We start from the raw sequence: 24,716 nt of genomic DNA on the forward strand, positions 1-24,716 counted from the left end.
GATCTGCTTATTTTGTGGCTACAAACGCAACCCGATTGGCAAACTCTCCCCAACTAATGCATTAAGCTCGTCACTATTAATCTCAATTTGACTCTCTAAGCGCTCCAGCCATTGAGCGGGACATTTGTCTTTTTTAAGCTTATTAGCCACTTTCTTGCGCAAAGCAACGAGTTTATCGGATTCACCGACACTGACTTGACTCATCAAAACCGCCGCTAAACCTGCTTGTTTTCGTTTTTTCCAGTCTTCTTTAAGCACCGTCTCTAAAATGGGAAACAAACTGTCTTCTGCAATGCGTTGTTCTTGCTTACCACAAAGAAGGTGTCGGGAAGCAATTCGCCCTATCGTCCACCACGCTGTATCCGGCTCAGACGTTTTCTGTAAACGCTTCAGTAGCCAATCGATCGTGGTGACTTTGTCATCGTTTGATAACCCCTCCAACGCCCCTACCAAGCGAATCAAATCATCGCTGGACTTGGTGGTGAGGTCTTTCATTTTATCCCGTGAACGTTGTCCTGTGGGCGAATAATATTGGCTAAATTGTTTGAACAAAAGGGTCTGTTGTTCCAAGGTTAACCCACCCGCAATGCGACGATATAAGGTCCAATATTGTCCCCAAACTGGCGCTGTATCAAACTGAGCTCCCGCCTTAGTGGCGTTCACTACTTGCTGTACACGAGCCAAATCATCCGCTGCACCAAAACCGGGACGCAAACAATAGCCCATTAACTGCAACCACTGGCGCTCATGTTGCGCGCTTTTCGTTCGACCCGATTTTACACTCAGAAGTTTATCCACTAGGCGACGTGACGTAACAAGGTTCCAGTCGTCTCGATTGCCCAATAATTGATCCAAATCTTGCTTCAGAGATTTCACTAAGTCAGGGTGTTGCTTTTGACCGGCGCTCGAAAAGCATTTCGTTAAATGCTCTTCAGCCTGTCCCATATTGGCATGCAGTAACCCCCTTTCATCCGCTTGTTCAGAGTCTTGAGGCGAACTGGCACGAGCGGAAAAATCCAAGCGCCATTGATCTTTCTGATTATTAGCGTTTAACATCACTTGCAAAACACCGACTTCGGTCATTTGCACTGACAAGATCACCGACATTTCTTGCGAATCGCTAGTGCCATCCAGTTCTGTCATCAAAGTAGAGATATAATGCAATCCCTCTTGATTACGTACTTTGCCAATGACACAGTCAAGATGATCGTCAGAGCGATACAAAGGGAATTGTACTTGTTGACCAAGAGTGACAAAGAACTCTTGCTCTAAACGAATGACTTCGCCTTTTAACGTACCCTTTGGCAAAATGCCGACGAATTGATCCTCGCCAACTTGCAGATACAAACTGTGTGCAACACCGCTTTCAATACGCGTACTGTCACCCACCAAGGCATTCAAATACATGGCCGCCCCTTTGGCCACCGCGTCGTTAGGCTCATCCGCGCTACAAGCAAGAATCGGCTTGGCAGACCAAGCATTAAGCTGTTCTAACAAACGCGCTTTTAACACAGGGCTGTTAAATAAGCCGCCGTTAAATAAAACGGCATCCGGCATAGACGAGCCCGTTGCCGCCTCGATTACGGTTTTATGCTGCTGTAAAAACGCCGCTAAATGGCGTGTAAAAGCAGGATCCGATTCGTAGGGCAAGCCCAAGGTGTGCATGGCGTAATCGCTCTTTTGCACCTTGTCATCAAGGCTTACCAAAGGAAAAAAGCCACTACGAATTTGTTCTAATAGGGTGTCTCTCGACACCTCAAACTTTTGTGAACCGCCGATTAAACGACTACCACCACCCAGCACGGTAATACTTAATGACTCGGGCGCGTCTTTGCCTAGCAAGGTTTCTTTGGCTTGACGTGTCTGTTGAACCAAAGCGCCTAAGCGGGTCGCTGACAAGGCAGAAATTTGCTTCGGATCGAGCTGGAACGCCAAGGCTTGATCTAAATTATCGCCCCCCAGCAACAGATGTTCCCCTACCGCGATACGCTTAAGCGCCACGCTGGTATTTTTTGTCGATGTCGGCTGAATAGCAACCAAACTAAAGTCACTGGTCCCCCCACCAATATCGACAACCAAAAGCATTTTTTTATCGGCCAGCGCGGCAAGCCTTTCGTCATTATTAATGTAATGGTAACAAGCCGCTTGTGGCTCTTCTAAAAGGTATAAATCGTTTAGACCAGCCAGTTTAGCGGCTTCCAGTGTTAATGCTCGCGCCTCTTCGTCAAAAGAAGCTGGCAAGGTTAACGCGATCGTTTGAGACTCTAACGGCGCATCGGCAAAGCGATGGTTCCAGCTCTGCTTAATGTGCAATAAGAGCATTTTACTCGCCTCAAGTGGACTGAGCTTTTTAGGGAATTCACTGGCCCATGGCAAAATCGCCGAGCGACGATCTACTTGACGATGGCTCAACCAGCTTTTCGCACTTTGGATGAGCTGACCAGCTCGACGTTGACCTAAAGCTAATGCCCCAACACCAAGGATTCGTTCTTTATCGCAATGACGCCATGGCAAAACCGGATCGAGTTTACCCACTTCATCAGACGCCAATACGTAAATGGCACTCGGCAAATAGGTAAATTCTTGCACTGAACCATCGACCATCACTTGTGGAATAGACAGCAACTCTGGTTCAGCTTGCTTAGGAAAAGTTCCATCACCATAAATAGGAATGAAGGAGACAACGCAATTGGTTGTCCCTAAATCAATGCCTACTCGATATTTGTTTTGAAAAGCCGCTTGCGCCATGTATTAAGACTCCCTAACTTGAAACTCAATCGTCCAACTTAGGTCAGATTGGGTATCATGTGCTTGCAATAACAGCAATCCCAATTCGGTGACACGCGACGTTAAATACACTCGAACCATCTCACCAGACGAATAATGACCCGCATCTAAACGAACCGACAAGGGATTGAGCTCCTCGAGTTGAGCAAGCGAAAAAGCCCCAATAACCTTACCCACGGCATGCGCTTCGCTTATTTTAGATTGGAAGAAACGGAAGGTCACACTTTCACCCACCACTAGCGAAAACTCGTTCGGAAGCATCTGCTCTTCTGAGCCTTCTTCTAGCCCAAAAGGAGCGACACAGATCGCATCGACTGGTGGTGCCATACCCGGTATGGCTGGCATTGGACTAGCCACACCAATGTAATAATTAGCCGCCAAACCACTCTTTACTTTAACACCGCCTTGCGCTTGCACTTGAGCATAGTAAGTCGCGCCTTTGGCGACCGCGTGATCCAAATGCGATGGCGTCAGCATGGTTAATTCACGGCCACTTAACGACTCAGACAACATGGCTGCCAAGCGAGTTTCTAACGTGCTGCGAATCACACTGGCGTTAAACACACCGCCGTTTAACAATACTTTGCTGGGCTTCACATCATGCTGTGCTATAAACTCACTGATGTGACGGGTAATCGCTGGATCCCCTTCGTAATCCAAGTTGATCGCACTAAAACCACTGCGCGCTGCTTTTTGAGCTTGCTCACCCAGTTGCACCTGTGGAAAGAAACCATCGATCAAAAGCTGCTGAACGTCATTTTGTGTCAAGGTCGCTTTGATGCTGTTATTGAACAAACTGCGACCCCGACTTGGAACGACAACACTGACGTCCTCTAGGTCAGCATTAGACAACAAGCGCTCTTTTGCCTCCCGACAAGCTTGCGTTAAACCGCTGATTTGCCAAGGTTCGAGATGGGTACCGTTTTGTGCCAGTTGCGCGGCTACATGATAAGTCAGCGTCAGATCCATATTGTCGCCACCAAGCAAAATATGACGACCCACTGCCACTCGCTCTAAACCAAGCGCACCCTCTTGTTCAACCACTTGGATTAATGACAGATCCGTGGTACCACCGCCAACATCCACAACCAAAATATGATCATTGACGACTAGGCTGTCTGCCCAATTTTGCTGGTCACTCAGCCAAGCGTAAAACGCCGCTAGTGGCTCTTCGATCAAACGGGCACGCAAACCGACTTTCTCTGCCGCTTGCTCAGTAATGGCGCGAGCTGCAGGATCAAATGATGCGGGTACGGTAATCACAACGGTTTGCTCGGCAATGGGAGCATGAGGAAATTGACTCGTCCATGCACTCACCAGATGGGCCAAAAGCGTTTCCGTGACTTGCGCAGGAGACACTTTTTCCACTTCTTCCAGTGCATCCACCGGCAAAACCGCTTCATCCGCACCGACGCGAGAATGACACAACCAACTCTTCGCACTTTGCACCAATCGACCAGAAGACTTAGCGCCCAATTCACGAGCCAATTGCCCCACAATGGACGTCGCTTTACCCCAAGGCAGTAGCAAGTCGCTTTCTAGAAACTCCGTTTTATGAGGAAAATAGACAAACGAAGGCAGTAAGGGTCGAGCATCCACCTGACCTGCCGCAATAAACTGCGGAATGGCCAATTGCTGAATGCGCCCTACTTGGTTGGTTTCTACCCCAGCTGGATTAGATGGCGAATAATAGACAGCCGAATGCGTGGTACCCAAGTCGATACCAATGAAATATTGACTCATGAGTTATACCTCGATTTCAGCTGGCGCTAGAATATTCAGACTGTCAGTGTTGGTGATTTTCGGCAAACGTGTTTCGGTCACTTTCCAACCTGGATGAATCAGGGTTCCGGTATATGGACCATCACCTTCCAGACGACCTTCAAGCTTGATCTGTTTTGCATCGTAACCAGAGGGTACTTCGACACGGCTATTCTCTACCGCTGTATTGACAACATCCATAGACACAACATCGATCGTGAAGTGCTGCTTCAATACTTTGGCGCAACCCGCGTGGATCTGACGAGACGCCGCCCCCACATCCGCATCGCTATAATCATCAATACTTTCTTGAATGAAGTCGATAAAGCGCGCTTCTTGTTGCAACAATTGCAATAACTGATGTGCACCGTCCGTGTTGACCGAATCCAAAGCAGGCGCTGCGACTTCGATTTCACGAATCACTTCGACTTCTTCCGTAATCACTTTCGGTTCCACTTCGAAGGCAAACTGCTCGCCTTGACCAACCGTTTGACAACGAGCGGCATAATCGCCGCTCCCCATGTATTTAAAAAACTGACCAAACGCACCGAAAAAGCGCGGCACAAATGAAACTGGTTTGATTTTATTCGTCATAATTTACCCGTTTTGCACAGTTTACCCGTTTTGCATCTCTTCAAGCTCTAGCCAGCGCTCCATCGCACTTTCAAGCTCTTCTTCTTTATGAGCTAACTTCGCTAAGGTTTTTTGCACAAGATCTGCCTCTCCTGTATAAAATTCAGGAGCACTTGTCGTGGCATGTAACGCCGCAATATCTGACTCTAACTTGGCTATCGTGGCTGGCATATCGTCAAATTCACGCTGTAATTTATAACTTAGCTTGGCTTTGGGCTTAGCTTGTGCAGCAGTCGTACTTTGATTTGTTTCTTCTGTTTTTTTCGCGTCAGCTTTGGCTTTTTCTTTTTTGCTTACTACATTGTCCGTTTGCGATGTGGACTCTGTGGGAAACTTGCCCCCTTGACGAATCCAGTCTTGATAACCGCCAACGTATTCTTTGACTCGGCCTTCGCCTTCAAACGCAATCACACTGGTGACAACATTATCTAAGAAAGCACGGTCATGGCTGACCAACAACAAAGTACCTTCGTAATTCATTAGCAGCTCTTCAAGCAATTCTAATGTTTCCACATCAAGGTCGTTGGTTGGCTCATCCATAATCAGAAGGTTAGCTGGACGGGTAAATAATTTCGCCAGCAGCACACGGTTTCGCTCACCACCAGACAAGGCTTTTACAGGTGTTCGAGCACGCTCAGGTGGGAAAAGGAAGTCACCCAAGTAGCCAATCACGTGTTTATTTTGACCATTGATCTCAATAATGTCTTTGCCTTCGCCGACGTTTTCTGCGACGGTTTGCTCTGGATCAAGTTGCTCGCGCAATTGGTCGAAATACGCTACGTTGAGTTTGGTACCCTGACGAACCGAACCCGTTTCAGGTTCAAGATCCCCTAATAAAATTTTCAGGAAGGTACTTTTACCGCAACCATTTGGACCAATTAGACCAATACGATCACCGCGATTGACCACGAAATCCATCGGTTGCAGGATCACCTTGTCTTCAAAAGAATGTCCGACTTGGGTGAATTCAGCCACCAACTTGCCAGACTTATCTTTGGTTTCAATGGCCATTTTGGCGTTACCTTGGCGATTGATACGCTCAGAACGCTCTTCACGTAACGCTTTTAGAGCACGAACTCGGCCCTCGTTGCGGGTACGACGTGCTTTAATGCCTTGTCGAATCCACACTTCTTCTTCTGCCAAACGTTTGTCGAACAAAGCGTTTGCACGCTCTTCCTCTTCAAGCATTTTTTCTTTAAAAGCAAGAAACGCCGTAATATTACCGCTGAACGAAATCAGGTTACCGCGATCAAGTTCAATAATACGGTTGGCCAATTTTTCCAGGAAACGACGATCGTGGGTAATGAATAGGATCAACCCTCGGAACTGTTGAAGCTGTTGCTCCATCCACTCTATGGTCGGTACGTCCAGATGGTTGGTTGGCTCGTCGAGCAATAAAACATCTGGATTCGAAATCAAGGCTTGCGCTAGGATAACGCGACGACGCCAACCACCCGACAGCTCAGACATCAGCTTATCTGCTGGCAAAGCCAAGCGTTGAATCATGTGATTGACTCGTTGCTCCAGATCCCAACCTTGAATGCGGTCCAACTCCGTCTGAATATCACTTAATTCGTTCGAATGATCATTTTCGAAGTCTTCTAATAACTTAAAATAGCGGCTCATCAATGAATGGGCTTCACCCGCCCCTTCACTAACCACTTCACGGACGGTTTTTTCATTTGCATCAGGCAACTCTTGTGGGAGCTGTCCAATGGTCATACCGCCTTCTAGACGCACGACACCCTCATCCGGAATTTGCTCGCCTGAAATGACTTTTAACAGCGTGGATTTACCTGCACCGTTACGACCGATAATGGCAACACGCTCTCCAGCTTCCGCTGAAAAACTGATTTTTGACAGCAGCGGATTATGCCCAAAAGCAACACTGATCTGTTCTAACGACAATAGACTCATATCTATCCATATAAAGTAAAAATTTTGTGGCCGTATAGTATCATCCTTCTGAGAGAAGGTTCACCAAAAAACGGTTGAATACACGCTAGGTTCTTGTTTAATCGAGGGTGAAAAGGATAATTATCCGACGCATTAAGCACTTTAATTAAAATAGCCTTGTTTCATTCTTCTTCGCTATTTTGTTTTTCAAAGACTTGACCTATAGGCTACCGACAGGTTTTACACTTTATATCGGATAATAAAAAGTCGTTAATAGAGGCACCAAAGTACGCTTACGTTATTCATCCATAACGTGTGTAAAGCGCGTGTTAACAATTTTTGAATCAAACCCCTTTATTGATCATTATTTGAGAATATACTGAGCGTAATATAATGATATTTCTTCTGTCTAATGGAGCATTTAATGGATGTAAAAAGTAAGGTAGGGCCGATCACAGCGGTAGTCGTTGCGGCAGCGGCTGTGACATGGATGTGGGTAGGAGGAAATGGCGTCACGGTCAGTCCAACGGAGCCAACACCAAAAGAAAACACGGTGTCATCACAAACTGCTGAAAGCCAACTTATCTATCCTGTTCAAGCGAAGACCTTAACGGCAACATCCATCGAGATGCACTTACCCTTGAGTGGCAAAACTCAAGCCGATGAGACCTTACAACTCATTAACAGCTATCCGGGACGAATAATCAAACTGCCGATAGAAAAAGGCCAATTTGTTAAAAAAGGCAGCACCATTGCCCAAATAGACACCCGCACACTAAAAGCTCAGATAGCGCAAGCTGGACTACTGGTCAAACAAAGGCAATTAGAACTTGAGGGCATCAAAAAGCTCAATGTGCAAAATTTAACATCAAAAGTGAATCTAGCCCAAGCGGAAACCGATCTAGCTTCGGCTCAAGCAACAGAGAAAGCTTTATTAGTGGATTTGGAAAACGCCACGATTACTGCGCCTTTCACCGGTATATTGAACACTTTAACGGTGCAAGAGGGACAAGTTCTTGCAGCGGGGGCTAATATTGGCACATTAATATCCATTAACCCCATTAAAATCAGCGTCAACATCCCACAAAATAAAATCCAACAGGTGACACTTGGGACACAAGGCAATATTCGCCTTGAATCAGGCTACACAGCCGAAGGTTTTGTTTCTTATATCAGTGCTACAGCGAATGAATCCAGTCGTACGATTACCGTCGAAATGCAAGTTGATAATCCAGGAAATAACATTCCAGCAGGCTTAACTGCCGCGGTTGAGTTTATTTTAGACGAGCAAAAAGCGCATGCGTTTTCAGCGGCCCTGCTCACTTTAGACGATGCTGGCAGAACAGCCGTTAAAACCATCGACTTAGACAATCGGGTGGTCATTTTACCGGTTGACATCGTCAAATCAGAACGTGATCAAGTTTGGGTACGCGGGCTTCCCGATAATGTAAACATTATTACTGTTGGACAAGGGTTTGTGTCTGCCGGCGATAAAGTTGACGCGCATTATCAAAACTGAGGAGGCTAAGTATGCAAACATTAATTGAAGCGGCCTTAGCTCGCTCACGGACCGTCATGATGCTTTTTGTTCTCATTTTAATAATGGGAACGGTGTCATATATCGAGATTGCCAAAGAAAATGATCCTGACATTACCATTCCTATGGCCTATGTTTCCGTAACCTTAGAAGGCATTTCCCCAGAAGACGCTGACAGCTTACTCGTGCATCCACTCGAAAAAGAATTAAAAGGCCTTGAGGGGCTGAAAGAACTCAAGTCTACTGCTTCAGAGGGTCATGCCTCGATTATGCTGGAATTTTTATCTGGTGTAGACATTGATCAGGCGATCATCGACACAAAAGACAAAGTCGATAGAGCAAAAAGTGAATTGCCAGACGACGCTGATGAACCGACTGTTACAGAAATAAACCTTTCAACTTTCCCTGTGTTGCGGGTCAATTTATCTGGCAATGTGGATTTTGCCACTCTTAGCCGCACCGCAAAAAACCTACAAGATGCGATTGAAGCGGTGGATGGTGTCTTAGAGGCCAACATCAGTGGTGACAGAGAACAGCAGGCGCAAATTATTATTCGCCCTGAACAGCTTGAGTCTTACAACTTATCCTTGACCGAAGTTGCCAACTTTGTTTCTGGCAATAATCGCTTGGTGGCCGCGGGTAATTTAGATACCGGTGCAGGCCGTTTCTCATTAAAAGTACCTGGGTTACTAAAGACCAAAGAAGACATCATGAACTTGCCCATCAAAGCCGATGGTGATCAAGTCGTTTTGTTAGGGGATATAGCCACAGGCGAGTTAACGTTTGAAGATCCTACTAGCTATGCTCGTGTAGAAGGCAAGCGCAGCATTACCTTAGCGGTATCAAAACGCGTTGGCGCTAATATCATTAATACTATCGCCGCCGTCAAGACAGTGGTCGAAAATGAGAGTCAGCAGTGGCCTAGCGGCGTTGAATACAATTTAACAGGAGACAAATCTACGGATATTGAAACCTCCCTTAATGACCTATTTAATAACGTGTTAGCCGCCACATTGCTCGTGATGATCGTCATCGTTTGGGCCTTGGGCATTCGCAGCGCCCTCTTGGTTGGACTGGCAATACCTGGGGCCTTCTTAGCGGGTATTTTAATACTCGACCTACAAGGCTATACCATCAACATGGTGGTGCTTTTTGCGTTAATCCTAAGTGTCGGCATGCTGGTAGATGGGGCTATTGTCGTCACCGAGTATGCCGATAGAAAGCTTGCTGAAGGGGCGTCTAAGATGCAGGCCTACAGCGAAGCCGCTAAACGCATGGCTTGGCCAATAACCGCCTCTACAGCAACGACCTTAGCCGTCTTTATGCCTTTACTGTTTTGGCCAGATATCGTTGGCGAATTTATGCGTTTTATGCCCATTACCATCATTGCGACTTTGGCCGCTTCCCTCGTAATGGCATTAATCGTATTACCCACTATAGGCTCCATGATCGGTAAAAAAGGCGCCTATACCGAAAAAACCATGCACGCTTTACAAATTACCGAAACAGGCGACCTAAGTGAACTCACTGGTCCAACCGGATTATACGGCCGAATGCTGACTCGTTTAGTAGAATATCCTATATGGGTTCTCCTCTTCACCATCGCCCTACTGATCAGTGTCTTTATCAGTTATGGCCACTTTGGAAAAGGCGTGGAGTTCTTTCCCAATATTGAACCTGAATCGGCCAACTTAGACATACGCGCCAGAGGCGATTTATCCCTTGATGAGAAAGACGCATTGGTAAGGCAAGTGGAACAACAAGTGCTTGGTACACCTGAATTAAAAAGTGTTGTGGTAACCTCTTATTCAACGCCGGGTAATAACGCAGCACCTGATAGCATTGGCTCCATCAGTGTGGAGTTTATTGATTGGTATCAACGTGAGTCTGCCAGCGTCATATTAGATCGCATTCGAGAAAAAACGAAACAAATACCAGGCATCGAAGTCAGTGCCGAAAAAGAGCAAGGCGGCCCTCAGTCTGGAGCCGACATACAATTGCAATTAAGTTCAAACTACAGCGAAGCCCTTAACCTAGCCGCTGACGAAATCAGCAAACAACTTTTGGAAAGAGATGAAATCATGACCGTCAGTGATGATCGCTCATTACCCGGTATTGAATGGCGTATTGACATCAATCGCGCAGAGGCAAGCCGCTATGGCGTGGATGTCAACAGTCTAGGCAATGTTGTTAAGTTGGTCACGACGGGGATTACCTTAAGCGATTTTCTCCCCGAAGGGGCCGATGACAAAATTGACATAGTGTTACGCTATCCCGTCAATCAACGCAGCTTGGAGCAGTTAGATCAACTACAAATCCCAACCAACCAAGGCAGTATTCCTGCCAGTAACTTTATTTATCGTTATGCTGCCCCTAAGCAAGGCGTTATCAATAGAACCGATGGCAAAAAAACCATCGCTATTGATGCCGATGTAAAAGATGGCCTTGTTGTCGATGAAGTCATCAAAGCCATTAAAGCGAAATTGGACGCAGCCGGTATAGACAAGTCTGTTAGCTATGAATTTCGCGGCAATACAGAAGAACAGCAGAAATCCATGGTCTTCTTAATCAAGGCATTTGGTGTGGCGTTCTTCATCATGGCTATTATTTTGGTCACCCAATTCAATAACTTTTTCCAATGCCTACTCATCTTAAGCGCGGTCATTTTCTCAACCATAGGCGTATTAATTGGTCTAATGGTAAAAGGACAACCATTTGGTGTGGTAATGAGTGGTGTTGGCGTTATTGCTTTAGCGGGCATTGTTGTGAATAACAATATCGTGTTAATCGACACCTATAACGGCTTACGAAAACAAGGAATGATGGTTCGAGAAGCCGCAATACGAACAGGTGTGCAGCGATTAAGACCTGTTATGTTGACTACCATTACGACTATTCTTGGCTTGGTCCCCATGGTTTTCCAATTCAATATTGATTTGATTCATCAATCATTTAGCATTGGCGCGCCATCGGCTCAATGGTGGACCCAGTTATCAACCGCCATTGCTGGTGGCCTCACTTTCGCTACCCCATTAACATTGATACTGACACCTTGTCTGTTGGTTTTAGTGGCTCGACGCAAAGAGAAAAAACAACTGGAAGCGTTACAAGCAGCAACCATACGGCATGAAGAAACGCGCTATAATGAGGGTAATAACAAAACAGAATGAAGACCAAAACAGCGTAGTGTGAATAAATCTAAGCACTAAAAAGCGGACTCCAGTCCGCTTTTTAGTGCTAAATATACATACTATTTAAGATAACTGTTTAAAGCTTAGAATAACTGTGCCAAGGCAGCTTCTACATCGGCAATAATATCGTCGATATCTTCCAAACCTACAGACACACGAATTAAACCTTCAGCAATACCTGCTTTGGCTTTTTCTTCATCCGTTAGGCGACCGTGTGTCGTCGTAGCTGGGTGAGTCACTAAGGTTTTGGTGTCGCCTAAATTGCCGGTAATAGACATCAATTTTGTGGCATTGATCACAGACCAAGCGGCTTTACGTCCGCCTTCTACTTCAAACGACAACAAACCACCAAAGTCTTTTTGTTGCTTTTTAGCCAACTCATGATACTTGTGGTTTGGCAGCCCACCATAATTTACCTTAATGACTTTAGGGTGCGCTTCTAGATACGTTGCTAATTTTAATGCGTTTGCCGAATGCGCTGCCATTCGCAAAGACAAGGTCTCAAGCCCATTCAATAACACCCAAGCATTGAACGGACTCATACATGGCCCAGCACTGCGCATAAAGGCCGTGAAAACATCCACTATCTCTTGGCTGGCTATTAACGCACCACCCAAACAACGACCTTGCCCATCAATAAACTTAGTCGCAGACTGCATAACGATGTCAGCGCCTTGAGTAAGAGGATTCTGCAACGCAGGCGTCGCTAAAACCGTATCCACACAAAGCAACGCACCTTTGGCATGAGCCAACTCAGCAACACGTGCAACATCGACCACTTCATACAGTGGATTAGAGGGTGTTTCAAAATAACAAAACCGTGTATTTTCGTTAATCGCTTCTTCCCAGGCGGCGTAATCCGTTGCATCAACATAGACTACTTCCACACCAAATTTGGTTGTGTAGGTATTAAAAAACTTAACGGTTGAACCAAAAATATTACGTGAGCAAACAACTCGGTCGCCTGCGCTCAACAAACTGTAAGCCAAGGTCATTAGCGCCGCCATACCAGAGCTTGTTGCAATCGCTGCTTCGCCTTTCTCCAGAGTCGCTAAGCGTTTCTCAAATAGCTCAACCGTTGGATTGGTGAATCGAGAATACACATTCCCCTCTTCTTCGCCAGAAAACTTCCCCGCCGCTTCTTCCGCACTACCATAAGCAAAGCTTGAGGTCATAAAAATGGCTTCGCTGTTTTCCTGTTCTTGTGTTTGACGAATACCAGCACGAATCGCATTCGTTGCATCTTTATAATCAGCCATTACTTCACTCCAAGCCATTCTTTCAAAAAATTAAACCCAAAAACAACTAAGCCAGGCGTGACCTGGCTTAGTTCTATCTGTCACAAAATACAGCCCAAATTACATAGGGTGCATCATATCACTCGCTTCTTGGTCTTCAACAGACGCTTTATTTAAATCATTGCGGGCGCCTTCGATACTGGCCAAATAGGCCGCATCAATATTACCTGTGATGTATTTTGCGTCAAAAACCGATGTATCAAATTCACGCACGTCTGAATGCTTCTCATCAATACACGCATCGATCAAATCTTGCAGGTCTTGAAAAATAAGCTTATCAGCGCCAATCAGTTCGCAAATTTCATCCACGTTACGATTGTGCGCAATCAGTTCTTTCGCAGCGGGCATATCAATACCGTACACGTTCGGATAACGGACTTCCGGAGCGGCGGACGCGATATATACCTTCTTCGCACCTGCTTCCCTTGCCATTTCAATGATTTCCTTACTCGTCGTACCACGCACGATGGAATCATCAACAAGCAGAACGGTTTTGTCTTTGAACTCAAAAGGCACTGGGTTTAGTTTCTGACGCACAGACTTCTTGCGCACAGCCTGTCCTGGCATGATAAATGTACGACCAATATAGCGGTTTTTAACCAACCCCTCACGAAACGGAATATTCAGCGCTTGGGCAATTTGTAAGGCCGCGGTACGGCTCGTATCAGGAATAGGAATGACGACATCAATATCATGATCTTTCCATTCGCGTTGAATCTTAGCCGCAAGACGATCACCCATATTAATGCGCGCTTTGTAAACAGAAATACTATCAATGACCGTATCAGGACGTGCAAAATACACGTATTCAAATAAACAAGGACGCGCGGCTTTTTTGGGTGTGCATTGACGAACGTGAACATTGTGATTCAAATCGAAGAAAATCGCTTCACCCGGCTGAATATCACGCTCAATTTTAAAACCAGCCGCATCAAGTGCAACACTCTCAGAAGCCACCATGTACTCAACGCCGGCTTCCGTTTGACGAGAGCCATAGATCAGTGGACGAATACCATCAGGATCACGAAAGGCCAAAATGCCGTAGCCAGTTATCAAAGTCACGACGGCATAGCCACCTTCGATACGCTTATAAACACGCTCTAAAGCATTAAATATATCTTCTGGCGTTGGTATTAACTTACCTTCTTCATGAAGCTCGTGCGCCAACACATTCACTAACACTTCAGAATCAGACGTGGTGTTAATATGGCGCAGATCCGATTCAAACACCTCTTGTTTCAATTTTTCGGTATTGGTCAGATTGCCGTTGTGTGCAAGAGAAATACCATAAGGTGAGTTAACATAAAAAGGTTGTGCTTCTGCTGAGCTAGAAGTGCCTGCCGTTGGATACCGGACATGCCCTATACCTATGTTACCGTGTAGTTTTTTCATATGACGAGTGCGAAATACCTCACTCACCGGACCATTGTCTTTACGTAAACAGAGTCGTCCATTATGGCTTGTCACCATACCCGCAGCATCTTGCCCACGATGCTGAAGAAGGGTTAACGCATCAAAAATAGCTTGGTTAACCACAGACGTGCCTACGACACCAACGATACCACACATGTTCTAGATCCTCGTGTTGGGGAATTACGGTAAACACCGTAAAGGTTCTTTATCTAATTCGCTGTAAAACAACAGCTAGTTACCAAGGGCGCGGTCAATGAGAGACGAATCCATCAGATTCGAACTCTTGCCTACCATATCTCGCGTCCAATCATTCAATTGACTCAATTGAGGAATCAATTGCGATGTTTTCCAAAACTCACTTTGCTCAATAGCTGGACTCAAGCTTAATAAGGCAACAAAAGCGATAACAATCAAACTACCGCGAGCAAAACCGAACAACATACCAAGCACCCTATCAGTGCTCGATAAGCCCGTCACTTGAATCAAAGAGCCCAGTAAAAAACTCACTAAAGCGCCTACTATCAAGGTGGCAATAAATAAGGTTATAAATGCCACTATGTAGCGAATTTGATCATTTTGCACTTGTTCAACCAGAAGCACTTGCATTTGGTTGGAAAACTTTACTGCGACTACAAAAGCGATAACCCACGTTAACAAGGACAACACTTCTTTTACAAACCCCCTTTTTAAACTCAAAAGGGTCGAAAGAATCACCACAGCAATGATCAGCCAATCAATGGTTGTTATTGAACTTACTTGCTCCATGAGTACCTCTAAAATTTGCTGCGCAGTGTAACAGATGGCCTAGGCATTCAAAATACTGAGCACCCAGACCACACATCAATTCACAGAATATTTTGTAACAAATCCCGTTAAACTAAATTTCTGTTTAATCTCTTCACGCATTTTTTCAGCGGTCTCACGCTTAAACTCAGGGCCAACATACACTTTGTATAGTGAATTTGTCGTTAAACTGTAGGCGGCATAATTGCCTTCTTTTAGCTTTTCAACCAAACGGACGGCATTATCTTTGCTCTTAAAAGTCGCAATCTGTAATGTCCAACGATCAGCCACCGCTGACGCAGCAACATTCTCAACTGGCGCTTTTACTTCTGGCTTAACTTGAGGTGTAGTTTTCGGCGTTGTTTGAGGAGCCACGGTTGTAGATGACACGTTTTCGGGCACTTCGACGTCGTTCGCAGGTTGTGGTACAGGTATCAATTGAATATCGTCAACGGCGCTCTCTTCTTCTACAAAAGGCTCCACTGGCAAACGCTCCACGGGCTGAACAGAAGCAATTTCTAACGGTTGAAATGCAGGAGGCGTTGTGACCTGGACTTGAACATCAAGCTCAGCAGGACGCTCACCATCTAAAATTAAAGGCAAAATAATGGCGGCAGACAAGACCATGATGCCAGCACCAATCAGCCTATAGGTTATCGTTTTATCTATCATAAATTACTCTTTTGTTTGGCTTAGAGCCAAATAGTCTGAAACCGTGACGAAGGAACCAAACACAATCAGCGCACGCTGTTCTTCTTTGGCTTTTAATACCGCGGCATCAAAAGCCTCTTTAACGGAAGGGAAAGCATACATATGTGAAGAAAGGCTTGGTGCATACAATGAAATGTTTTTCATCAACTCTTGAGCTTTCGCGCCCCTTGGCCCACCTAAATCACAGCAAAACCAGTCAGAAAAGGAACTTGAAAGATGTGACACCACGCTGGCAATATCTTTGTCTTTCAACATGCCACAAACCGCAATGGGTTTACTTGCAAAAAAGCTAACACGTTGAGCAAGTTCAATAGCGGCTTCTGGATTATGTGCCACATCAATATAGACATCAGGTGACGAAGCTACCTGCTGAAAACGCCCCGTTAATTGAGCTGTGCTAAATAACGTTACCAAATCAGCCGAAGTGGGAATCAACCCCATATAAACTAACACAGCAATCACCGTAGCCGCATTTTGCAAAGGCAAGGAAGGTATTGGTAAATTTTCATATTGCAGGCCATGACCAGACCATGACCATTTATCAGACAAGCGATGAAAACTAAAATCGATATTTTTCTGTTTTAGGCATGCCCCAATGTCTGCTGCAGTGGCGGCAATAGCTTCAGGTGGGTTAACAACCCCGCTAATTAAAAGCTTATCTTTTCTGGCAATGCCGGTTTTTTCCCGAGCTATAACCTCCAGATTATCGCCTAGCCAGTCCATGTGATCCAATGCAATTGAGGTAACTACCGCCACATCGGTATCGACCATATTGACGGAATCTAAACGCCCGCCTAAACCGACTTCCAGTACCCAATAATCTAACCCTGATTGATCAAAAATCCATAAGGCTGCCAAAGTGCTGAACTCGAAATACGTCAAGGATATATTTTCACGAGCCGCTTCAATCACTTCAAACGCACGGCAAATAAATGCATCGTCACAAGACGCATTATTGAGCGCGATACGCTCGTTAAAAGCAAGAAAATGTGGGGATGTGTACGTACCGACCGTATGGCCTTGTGAGCAAAGATATTGTGTCAACATGGCACAAGTAGAACCTTTTCCATTGGTTCCTGCCACCGTGATGACTTTTTGTTTTGGCCGAGACAAATGCAATCTGGATAAAACCAGATTGCCTCTGTCTAAACCTAACTCTATCTCAGAGGGATGTTGGCTCTCAATGTATGAAAGCCAACTCGCTAATGACGTATGCGTCATTTAATTACGCAACCTTATTGGCAGTAAGCAAAGATAAAATATTATGCAGTCGAGAACGCATTTCATCACGTTTAATGATCATATCTAGCGCGCCCTTATCCAGTAAGAACTCACTTCGCTGAAAACCTTCAGGCAATTTCTCACGAACCGTTTGCTCTATAACGCGCGGACCTGCGAAACCAATCAAAGCATTAGGTTCAGCCACATTCAAATCGCCAAGCATCGCAAGGGACGCCGATACACCACCAAACACAGGATCCGTCATAACTGAAATATAAGGAATGCCTTCTTGTTTCATGCGCTCTAAAGCCGCGCTTGTTTTCGCCATTTGCATCAACGAGATCAGTGCTTCTTGCATACGCGCACCACCACTGGCAGAAAAACAAACCAGAGGAATACGTTTTTCCAAGCAAACGTTCACGGCTTGTATAAAACGCTCACCAACAATGGCCCCCATAGAGCCACCTAAGAAACTAAACTCGAACGCCACAACAACAATAGGCATGCCGCTCAAAGCGCCTTGCATTGCAACCAAGGCATCTTTTTCACCCGTGGCTTTTTGTGCATCTGCCAAACGATCTTTGTAGCGTTTAGAATCTTTAAACTTTAATTTATCTTCAGGCTCAAGATGTGCACCAATCTCATGACGACCTTCTTTGTCCAAAAAGATGTCCAAGCGACGGCGAGCACTAATACGAAGATGGTGGTTACATTTAGGACAAACATCTAAGTTCTTTTCTAATTCTGGGCGATATAAAACATTTTCGCATTTAGGGCACTTTTTCCAAAGACCCTCAGGCACAGAACCGGCACTACGCTTTGATTCGCTGCGCACAATGGAAGGGACAAATTTATCTAACCAGCTACTCATTTATTTCTCCAAATTTCTCGTTTGCTGTCGCTTTAAGCATCCATTTCTTTGCGCATAGGCGCCAAAATAGCCTCTAAGGCATCAGCTATATATTCTTTTTGATGATCTTTATTTGCAGCGATAGCATTCACTAATACACTACCCACAATAACACCATCAGCACATTTACTTACTGCCGCCGCTGTTTTTGCATCGCGTATACCAAAACCAACACCAATAGGTAAGGTGGTGATTTCACGCAATGAATCAACATGCTTTTTAACACTATCAACATCCAGCTCTGCGGAACCAGTCACACCTTTTACAGAAACGTAATACACATAACCTGACGCTAAATCACAAATTTTCTTTGCGCGCTCAGGTGTTGTTGTAGGTGACAGCAAATAAATAAGATCTATCTCATTTTCTCGGAAGCATTCTACTACATCTGTCGCCTCTTCAGGAGTCAGATCTACTAATAAAACACCGTCAACGCCTGCTTCTTTTGCCGAATCTGAAAAAGCTTGATAACCAAAAAATTCAATGGGATTTAAATAGCCCATCAAAACAATCGGTGTGTCTTTATTGCCTTGCCTAAATTCAGTGATGATTTGCAGCACTTTTTTAACGCTAGTACCCGCCGCTAAACTACGCTCACAAGCCAGCTGTATAACAGGACCGTCAGCCATTGGATCAGAGAAAGGCATTCCAATTTCGATCACGTCCGCTCCGGCATTTACCAAAGCATTCATTAAAGTCACAGTATAGTCTGGACCAGGGTCGCCAGCGGTAATATACGGAATGAGCGCCTTTTTACCAGATTTTTCTAAATTATCAAAACATTGTTTAATGCGACTCATACTTCAATCCCATCCAATTCTGCCACCGTGAGAATGTCTTTATCACCTCGACCAGACAAATTAATCACCACGATTTTATCTTTATCCATAGTAGAAGCCAACTTCATACCATAAGCGACCGCGTGGCTCGATTCCAATGCCGGCATAATCCCCTCTAAACGGGTAAGATCACGGAACCCATCCATTGCCTCGTCGTCATTAATGGCTACATAATTAGCGCGGCCTATGTCTTTTAACCATGCATGTTCAGGCCCAACACCTGGGTAATCCAGCCCTGCAGAAATAGAGTGGGTACCAATAATCTGACCATCATCATCAGCCATTACATAAGTACGGTTACCATGCAGAACACCAGGGCGACCTGCACTCAAAGGCGCGGCATGGCGACCCGTTTCAATGCCGTCGCCACCGGCCTCAACACCATACATGGCAACGCTTTCGTCCTTGATAAAAGGATGGAACATGCCAATTGCATTTGAGCCACCGCCAACGCAAGCGACCAAGGCATCTGGTAAACGCCCCTCTTGCGCTAAACATTGCGCCTTGGTTTCACGGCCAATAATAGACTGGAAGTCTCGAACCAATTTAGGATAGGGATGAGGACCTGCCGCCGTTCCAATAATATAAAAGGTATCATCTACATGACTGACCCAATAACGCATGGCTTCGTTTAGCGCATCTTTTAATGTTTTTGTGCCAGATTCAACAGAGACTACCTCAGCACCCAACAACTTCATGCGGTATACATTCAGTGACTGGCGACGAATGTCTTCGGCGCCCATAAAGACCTTGCACTTTAATCCCAAACGAGCGGCCACAGTTGCTGATGCAACCCCATGCTGACCCGCCCCCGTTTCAGCGATAATATTTGGCTTACCCATGTGCTTGGCGAGCAAAGCTTGACCAATTGTATTATTGATTTTATGGGCACCAGTGTGGTTCAAGTCTTCGCGTTTTAAATAAATTTTTGCCCCGCCCGCTTTTTTCGTTAGACGTTCGGCAAAATAAAGCGGCGAGGGACGCCCAACATAATGCGCCAAGTCATAATCAAATGCGGCTTGAAAGTCACTATCTTTGGACAACCGCTCATACATTTTCGCTAAGTCATCCAAAGCAGACATGAGCGTTTCAGAGACAAAAGTACCACCATAAGGACCAAAACGACCATGAGAGTCCGGTAAATCTAAATTGATGTCTTTGCTATCCACATTTTGCTCCATTAATAAATTCTTGAACTTTAGGCTCACTTTTAATGCCTTTAGCCAACTCAACACCGCCACTTACATCGACAGCGTAAGGACTGACTTGATGTATTGCCTGTTTCACATTACTCGGAGTTAAACCACCCGCCAAAATAATAGGCTTAGATAAACGCGCAGGAATAATAGACCAATCAAACAATTCCCCAGTACCACCAGGGACACCTTCTTTATATGCGTCTAACAGCATGGCGCTTGCGCTAGGATAACGATCCACTAATGCCGCCACATCATCGCCCTGCTTTACTCTTAGAGCCTTCACGTAAGGACGCTGATAAAACAGGCACTCAGATTCAGACTCGTTACCATGAAATTGAATAAGCCAACGACTGCAGCCTTTTAGCACAGAGTCAATTAAGGACGAATCCGCGTCAACAAACAAAGCCACTGGAGTCACAAATGGAGGCAACTGCGATACGATGTCATTCGCCATTTCTGGTGAAACATACCTTGGGCTCTTTGCATAAAAAACAAAACCCAATGCATCTGCACCGTAATGACATGCCATCAAAGCATCTTCTACATTCGTTATTCCGCAGATTTTAACTCGGCAACTCATAGGATGGCTCGTCTACATAAGGTAAAAAATGAGGACCTAAAGGTCTTTTAGGTACATTAAAGATTTCGGGGTATTGGGCATCAACAAAGTACAAGCCTGACGGCGATGCAGTAATTCCGCCTTTGGTTCGATCTTTCGCGTTTAGCGTCTCTTTCGCCCAAGAAATTGGCTTTTCACCAGATCCAATCGACATCAAAACACCGGCAAAATTACGAATCATGTGATGTAAAAATGCATTCGCTCTCACATCCAGAACAACATATTGCCCTAATTGATGTACTTCAAAATTTAACACGGTTCGAAAAGGCGTTTTGGCCTGACAACCAATTGCGCGGAAAGATGAAAAATCATGAGTGCCCAAAAAGACTTTAGCGGCTTTTTGCATCGCCGCCACATCTAGCACTTTATGAGTCCAAGTAACACCTTTCGACAAGGTTGCTGGGCAAAAATCAGACGAGTAAATAACATATCGATAGCGGCGACTCAAAGCACTAAAGCGTGCATGAAACTCATCCGACACGTAACGCGCCGCCACCACGGCAATAGTATCAGGAAGGTAAGTATTCACCCCTATTGTCCACGAACGCTCACTTCGCTCAACATCCGTTTCAAAATGAACAACCTGAGCACTAGCATGAACGCCAGCATCCGTTCGACCAGCGCAAACCACCTTAACAGGGTGGTTTGCGATCACTGACAAGGCTTTTTCTAAATTCTCTTGAACGCTGGGAACACCAAATTTTTGCGCCTGCCAGCCCTTGTAATCAGAGCCATCATATTCAACAACCAGTACAACTTTTTTAGTCACTTGGGAACATTCGCTCCATCATATTTTGCGCTTCGGCAATTTGTGTCTCATTTCCGGATTCAATCACATCCTCTAAGATAACGCGAGCACCCTCTTCATCACCCATATCCATATAAGCTCTTGCTAAATCAAGCTTTGTAGCAACCTCATCACCACTGGCATCAAAGAAGTCAAACTCTTCTTCATCATCATTTATTTCTTCATCTTCAGCGGCTTCTGCTTCGCCAAATGCTGGAAACTCAGAATCATCTTCTTGCTGCGCTTTTGCCAACGTTTCTTCAATAGAATTAGCTAAAGAATCGTTCGGTGTACCATCAAAAATCGCTGCTTCATCCACGTCTTCTTGATCAACATCATTCAGTAAACTAGAAACAAAAGACTCTTCCTCACTTTCTGCCTCATCATTTTGATCGGCTTTGCTTTCCAATTCACCCGCTTCTGGTGTTACGGTGGGAATATCCTCTTCTGTAAACGCTTCTAACTCATCGTCTAAATCATCTTCCAGGTCTAAGACAGGATCAGGCAAATCATCATTCTCATCAAATGACGCAAACATATCGTCAATGTCATCGCTTGATGTATCTTCTAAACCACTTTCCAGCTCATCACTGTCATCCATTTCATCAAATGTTGGGTCAGCAATATCGTTAGAATCAATGTCATCACCCGCAAACGCACTGAAATCTTCCGTCTTATCATCTTGATCAGGCGTGTCAAAGTCAAAAGCAAACGGGTCTTCTTCTTGCCATTCTGGTTTCTCTTCAACCTTATCTTTCTCGTCCGACAGATAGTCTGCAGCAGCGACCGCGGCAACAGGCGCAACCACCGCTGCACTAGAAAGATCAAATTCATTCTTTTTTGATGAATCATGCTCCTCCTGTTTTTTGCCAGCTTTTCGCATCACTAAACCAATCAAGAAACCAAGTAATAGCAAAACAACAGCACCGATAGAGACCACTATTGGATTACTGAACATTTTATTAACAAGGGAGTCGGCCTCTGCCAGCTCTTTTTCTCTACGAATTTGATCCGCTTCTAGCAGTTGATCAACCGTATTTTTTTGCTCTTGAAGCGTTTGCTGTGCACTGGCAAACTGCTGTTGCAAATCGGCCAATTGCTTATCTTTTAAACTAATTAATTTCTCAAGCGTTTCTAACTGCGTATTTAAATCGCCTAACTGATTTGACAACTCAGTTTTCTCACGCTGCTCTTTGTCGAGCATCTCTTTCGATGCTGACAAGGCTCCCTGCAACGCACTGAGTTTAGTATTTTGATCGGAACCCGCATTAGACCCCGCATTACGCTCTGGCAGCACACTTTGTCCAGACGCCAAAGTGAGTTTATCGCCATTTTTAGCGGGCGTATTCGCAGCCGCCTTGGCTTTTGCTTGGGTATTTAATTGCGCTTGATCAACAGCCGCTCGGTTTTTATTACCTTTCAATGCCATCCATGCATCATGCTGACGTTCAAATTCCTCTTTTGAGACCGCTTGGTTGAACAGCGCTACCTGCTCTTGGGTCGGCAAGCGTAAAACAACCCCTTCTTTCAATAAATTAATATTATTAGAATAAAAAGCGTCTTTGTTAAGAGCCTGAATGGCCATCATGGTTTGATAAATGGTTAATTGATTTGCTGGGGTATTTTCTCCAGCAATTGACCAAAGCGTATTGCCTTTCACCACATTGACTCGCCCTTTCGAAGGCATGTTGGTTGCCGCTATCGTTTCTTGGCGAAAAACCGTTCCTGACGAATCGGTTTTGGTAACTTTGGGAGTCGTTGGCGTTTTGGCAATAGGAACAGACTGAACCACTTCATTCTGCGACTTATTGACCAATGCAGATTGGTTTAATGGTGTTTGGTATTCTCGAACCACTTGCCCACTAGGCCAACGAGCAGCCAATATAAAATGCAGCTCTTCTACCTGCAATGGCTGATCAGAAGATACCGCCACAACAAGATTGTTATTTTCACGAACCACATCAAACTTTAATTGAGACAGCACTCGCGTCGGAGCAAAACCCGCTTGTCGAAATTCACTTTCGCTGCCTAAACGAATCAATATATCGTTGTCTGTTAAGGACCCAACATCTGATAATGCAATCTTACCACGGTAAGGTTCATTTAAATTTGATTGAGAGGTCAACTCGCCCAGTTCCAATGCGTAACTGCTGGACACAAAAAGCGCGCCTGATACAGCAATACTAACGAGGGTTTTTCTGAGCATAAGCTTCCCTTTATTTGCAAATAATGGAGATAAATATCTTAACAAGTATCTTACACGGGTGGCGATTTATCAATAGCTTTAGAATCAATGGTTTGCCATAAAGACATGAGAAATCAAAAAAAATCAAAAGCAACGCTTTTTCAGTCTAATAACATAAAAAAAGTGGCTTATAATAAAACCCTTGCACAAAATCTACGCCAATAGATCGAGCAAACTGTAGATCTTCTTCAACTTCGACACCTTCCAATATGACTTGTTTGCCTGTCGCATGGGCGAAATCGATTATTTTCGATACAAATATCATAAAATGCTTGTCGTATCTATTTTCTAGCACGCACTTATCTAACTTAACCCATTCAACTAACTGCAATACAGCAACAGATAACATAGATTTAGGATTGCATAAATCATCTAGAGCTGTGCGAATTCCCAACCCATTAAACACCTCAATCATCGACAAGCTCATTAAAGCGTCGCTCATTTCAGAGTTTTCGATCAATTCAACAACAACCTTATCGCGCCCAGCCGACAAAATAAGATCAACAAAAGGATTCTCTGCTGCGGTTTGTCCGCACGCATAAAACGCATCCTGATCCAAATTAACAAAGATTTTTTCTGAACAAACAAGCCTTTCTAGCTGGATTTTTTTCTGAGCAAGCTCCACTTGAAATAACAGCAGCGGATTATCATGTAATGCCGCGTAAACATGATCAGGTCGTATATAAGCACCATCCATCGCCCTAAACCGAGAAAGCGCCTCATAGGCAAACAAATCCCCAGTTTTCAACTCTATAATTGGCTGATACTCCACGCCAAAACGCTTAGACTCAACCAACTCCAACAAAACCTGTGGCGACAACCCATCCATTCAGCAAATCCTAAGAGAGTAAATAAAAACAATACACATTATCAAGGAGAAATAATT

General features: G+C 44.8%; 18 protein-coding genes. 2 read left to right on the plus strand and 16 right to left on the minus strand.

Translation table 11 applies throughout. The features are described 5' to 3' along the window. Positions 1 to 18: 18 nt before the first annotated feature. From DK187_RS11710 to DK187_RS11725, 4 genes are read right to left on the minus strand one after another with little or no spacing between them, the layout of a single operon-like run. A complete protein-coding gene (locus DK187_RS11710) occupies positions 19 to 2,748 on the minus strand; it encodes a hsp70 family protein (RefSeq protein ID WP_111607533.1) in 2,730 nt (909 codons plus the stop codon). A 3-nt stretch (positions 2,749 to 2,751) separates the two neighbouring features. Then, on the minus strand, positions 2,752 to 4,530 hold the full coding sequence (locus DK187_RS11715; RefSeq protein ID WP_111607534.1) for an Hsp70 family protein: 1,779 nt from the start codon (positions 4,528 to 4,530) through the stop codon (positions 2,752 to 2,754). 3 nt (positions 4,531 to 4,533) lie between these two features. Next, positions 4,534 to 5,142 carry a DUF2760 domain-containing protein gene (locus DK187_RS11720; protein WP_111607535.1) on the minus strand — a complete coding sequence of 203 codons (609 nt, stop codon included), beginning with the start codon at positions 5,140 to 5,142 and terminating at the stop codon, positions 4,534 to 4,536. A 21-nt stretch (positions 5,143 to 5,163) separates the two neighbouring features. After that, positions 5,164 to 7,098, minus strand: a complete 1,935-nt coding sequence (locus tag DK187_RS11725; RefSeq protein ID WP_111607536.1) for an ATP-binding cassette domain-containing protein — start codon at positions 7,096 to 7,098, stop codon at positions 5,164 to 5,166. Positions 7,099 to 7,501: 403 nt separating this feature from the next. Between DK187_RS11725 and DK187_RS11730 the strand changes: the two genes are divergently transcribed. Next, entirely contained in the window at positions 7,502 to 8,596 is a 1,095-nt protein-coding gene (locus DK187_RS11730) for an efflux RND transporter periplasmic adaptor subunit (RefSeq protein WP_111607537.1), read from the plus strand. 11 nt (positions 8,597 to 8,607) lie between these two features. After that, positions 8,608 to 11,784 (plus strand): efflux RND transporter permease subunit, encoded by a 3,177-nt coding sequence (locus DK187_RS11735; RefSeq protein ID WP_111607538.1) that lies wholly within the window; start codon positions 8,608 to 8,610, stop codon positions 11,782 to 11,784. Positions 11,785 to 11,888: 104 nt separating this feature from the next. Here DK187_RS11735 and DK187_RS11740 read toward each other — a convergent pair whose 3' ends face one another. From DK187_RS11740 to DK187_RS11795, 12 genes are all read right to left on the minus strand, one after another. Beyond that, positions 11,889 to 13,064 carry an O-succinylhomoserine sulfhydrylase gene (locus DK187_RS11740; RefSeq protein ID WP_111607539.1) on the minus strand — a complete coding sequence of 392 codons (1,176 nt, stop codon included), beginning with the start codon at positions 13,062 to 13,064 and terminating at the stop codon, positions 11,889 to 11,891. 99 nt (positions 13,065 to 13,163) lie between these two features. Beyond that, positions 13,164 to 14,672: an amidophosphoribosyltransferase gene (purF, locus tag DK187_RS11745; RefSeq protein WP_111607540.1), complete on the minus strand. Its 1,509-nt coding sequence runs from the start codon at positions 14,670 to 14,672 to the stop codon at positions 13,164 to 13,166. Positions 14,673 to 14,747: 75 nt separating this feature from the next. Continuing rightward, positions 14,748 to 15,281, minus strand: a complete 534-nt coding sequence (locus DK187_RS11750; RefSeq protein WP_111607541.1) for a CvpA family protein — start codon at positions 15,279 to 15,281, stop codon at positions 14,748 to 14,750. Positions 15,282 to 15,356: 75 nt separating this feature from the next. Beyond that, entirely contained in the window at positions 15,357 to 15,971 is a 615-nt protein-coding gene (locus DK187_RS11755) for an SPOR domain-containing protein (RefSeq protein ID WP_223232366.1), read from the minus strand. Between the two features lie 3 nt (positions 15,972 to 15,974). Further along, positions 15,975 to 17,231, minus strand: a complete 1,257-nt coding sequence (gene folC, locus DK187_RS11760) for a bifunctional tetrahydrofolate synthase/dihydrofolate synthase (RefSeq protein WP_111607542.1) — start codon at positions 17,229 to 17,231, stop codon at positions 15,975 to 15,977. Between the two features lie 4 nt (positions 17,232 to 17,235). Further along, positions 17,236 to 18,102, minus strand: coding sequence for an acetyl-CoA carboxylase, carboxyltransferase subunit beta (gene accD, locus DK187_RS11765; RefSeq protein WP_111607543.1), 867 nt, complete (start codon positions 18,100 to 18,102; stop codon positions 17,236 to 17,238). 32 nt (positions 18,103 to 18,134) lie between these two features. Next, positions 18,135 to 18,941, minus strand: a complete 807-nt coding sequence (gene trpA, locus DK187_RS11770; protein ID WP_111607544.1) for a tryptophan synthase subunit alpha — start codon at positions 18,939 to 18,941, stop codon at positions 18,135 to 18,137. Beyond that, positions 18,938 to 20,161, minus strand: coding sequence for a tryptophan synthase subunit beta (gene trpB / locus DK187_RS11775; protein WP_188322980.1), 1,224 nt, complete (start codon positions 20,159 to 20,161; stop codon positions 18,938 to 18,940). Before trpB ends, trpA begins: the two co-directional genes overlap by 4 nt. Continuing rightward, positions 20,142 to 20,759 carry a phosphoribosylanthranilate isomerase gene (locus DK187_RS11780; RefSeq protein WP_111607545.1) on the minus strand — a complete coding sequence of 206 codons (618 nt, stop codon included), beginning with the start codon at positions 20,757 to 20,759 and terminating at the stop codon, positions 20,142 to 20,144. Before DK187_RS11780 ends, trpB begins: the two co-directional genes overlap by 20 nt. Then, positions 20,743 to 21,567, minus strand: a complete 825-nt coding sequence (gene truA / locus DK187_RS11785; RefSeq protein WP_111607546.1) for a tRNA pseudouridine(38-40) synthase TruA — start codon at positions 21,565 to 21,567, stop codon at positions 20,743 to 20,745. Before truA ends, DK187_RS11780 begins: the two co-directional genes overlap by 17 nt. Next, positions 21,560 to 23,791 carry a FimV/HubP family polar landmark protein gene (locus DK187_RS11790; RefSeq protein WP_111607547.1) on the minus strand — a complete coding sequence of 744 codons (2,232 nt, stop codon included), beginning with the start codon at positions 23,789 to 23,791 and terminating at the stop codon, positions 21,560 to 21,562. Before DK187_RS11790 ends, truA begins: the two co-directional genes overlap by 8 nt. Before the next feature lie 145 nt (positions 23,792 to 23,936). Continuing rightward, complete coding sequence (locus DK187_RS11795) at positions 23,937 to 24,659, minus strand: EAL domain-containing protein (protein ID WP_111607548.1); 723 nt, start codon at positions 24,657 to 24,659, stop codon at positions 23,937 to 23,939. Positions 24,660 to 24,716 lie beyond the last annotated feature (57 nt).

Origin of the sequence: Marinomonas arctica, from assembly GCF_003259225.1 — a bacterium.
In the GTDB taxonomy this organism is placed as follows: Bacteria; Pseudomonadota; Gammaproteobacteria; order Pseudomonadales; family Marinomonadaceae; genus Marinomonas; species Marinomonas arctica.

Bases quoted from the DNA above. Each gene is read 5' to 3' on its own strand.
- DK187_RS11710 (WP_111607533.1), bottom strand. From the start codon at position 2,748: ATGGCGCAAGCGGCTTTTCAAAACAAATATCGAGTAGGCATTGATTTA.
- DK187_RS11715 (WP_111607534.1), bottom strand. From the start codon at position 4,530: ATGAGTCAATATTTCATTGGTATCGACTTGGGTACCACGCATTCGGCT.
- DK187_RS11720 (WP_111607535.1), bottom strand. From the start codon at position 5,142: ATGACGAATAAAATCAAACCAGTTTCATTTGTGCCGCGCTTTTTCGGT.
- DK187_RS11725 (WP_111607536.1), bottom strand. From the start codon at position 7,098: ATGAGTCTATTGTCGTTAGAACAGATCAGTGTTGCTTTTGGGCATAAT.
- DK187_RS11730 (WP_111607537.1), top strand. From the start codon at position 7,502: ATGGATGTAAAAAGTAAGGTAGGGCCGATCACAGCGGTAGTCGTTGCG.
- DK187_RS11735 (WP_111607538.1), top strand. From the start codon at position 8,608: ATGCAAACATTAATTGAAGCGGCCTTAGCTCGCTCACGGACCGTCATG.
- DK187_RS11740 (WP_111607539.1), bottom strand. From the start codon at position 13,064: ATGGCTGATTATAAAGATGCAACGAATGCGATTCGTGCTGGTATTCGT.
- purF (WP_111607540.1), bottom strand. From the start codon at position 14,672: ATGTGTGGTATCGTTGGTGTCGTAGGCACGTCTGTGGTTAACCAAGCT.
- DK187_RS11750 (WP_111607541.1), bottom strand. From the start codon at position 15,281: ATGGAGCAAGTAAGTTCAATAACAACCATTGATTGGCTGATCATTGCT.
- DK187_RS11755 (WP_223232366.1), bottom strand. From the start codon at position 15,971: ATGATAGATAAAACGATAACCTATAGGCTGATTGGTGCTGGCATCATG.
- folC (WP_111607542.1), bottom strand. From the start codon at position 17,231: ATGACGCATACGTCATTAGCGAGTTGGCTTTCATACATTGAGAGCCAA.
- accD (WP_111607543.1), bottom strand. From the start codon at position 18,102: ATGAGTAGCTGGTTAGATAAATTTGTCCCTTCCATTGTGCGCAGCGAA.
- trpA (WP_111607544.1), bottom strand. From the start codon at position 18,941: ATGAGTCGCATTAAACAATGTTTTGATAATTTAGAAAAATCTGGTAAA.
- trpB (WP_188322980.1), bottom strand. From the start codon at position 20,161: ATGGAGCAAAATGTGGATAGCAAAGACATCAATTTAGATTTACCGGAC.
- DK187_RS11780 (WP_111607545.1), bottom strand. From the start codon at position 20,759: ATGAGTTGCCGAGTTAAAATCTGCGGAATAACGAATGTAGAAGATGCT.
- DK187_RS11790 (WP_111607547.1), bottom strand. From the start codon at position 23,791: ATGCTCAGAAAAACCCTCGTTAGTATTGCTGTATCAGGCGCGCTTTTT.
- DK187_RS11795 (WP_111607548.1), bottom strand. From the start codon at position 24,659: ATGGATGGGTTGTCGCCACAGGTTTTGTTGGAGTTGGTTGAGTCTAAG.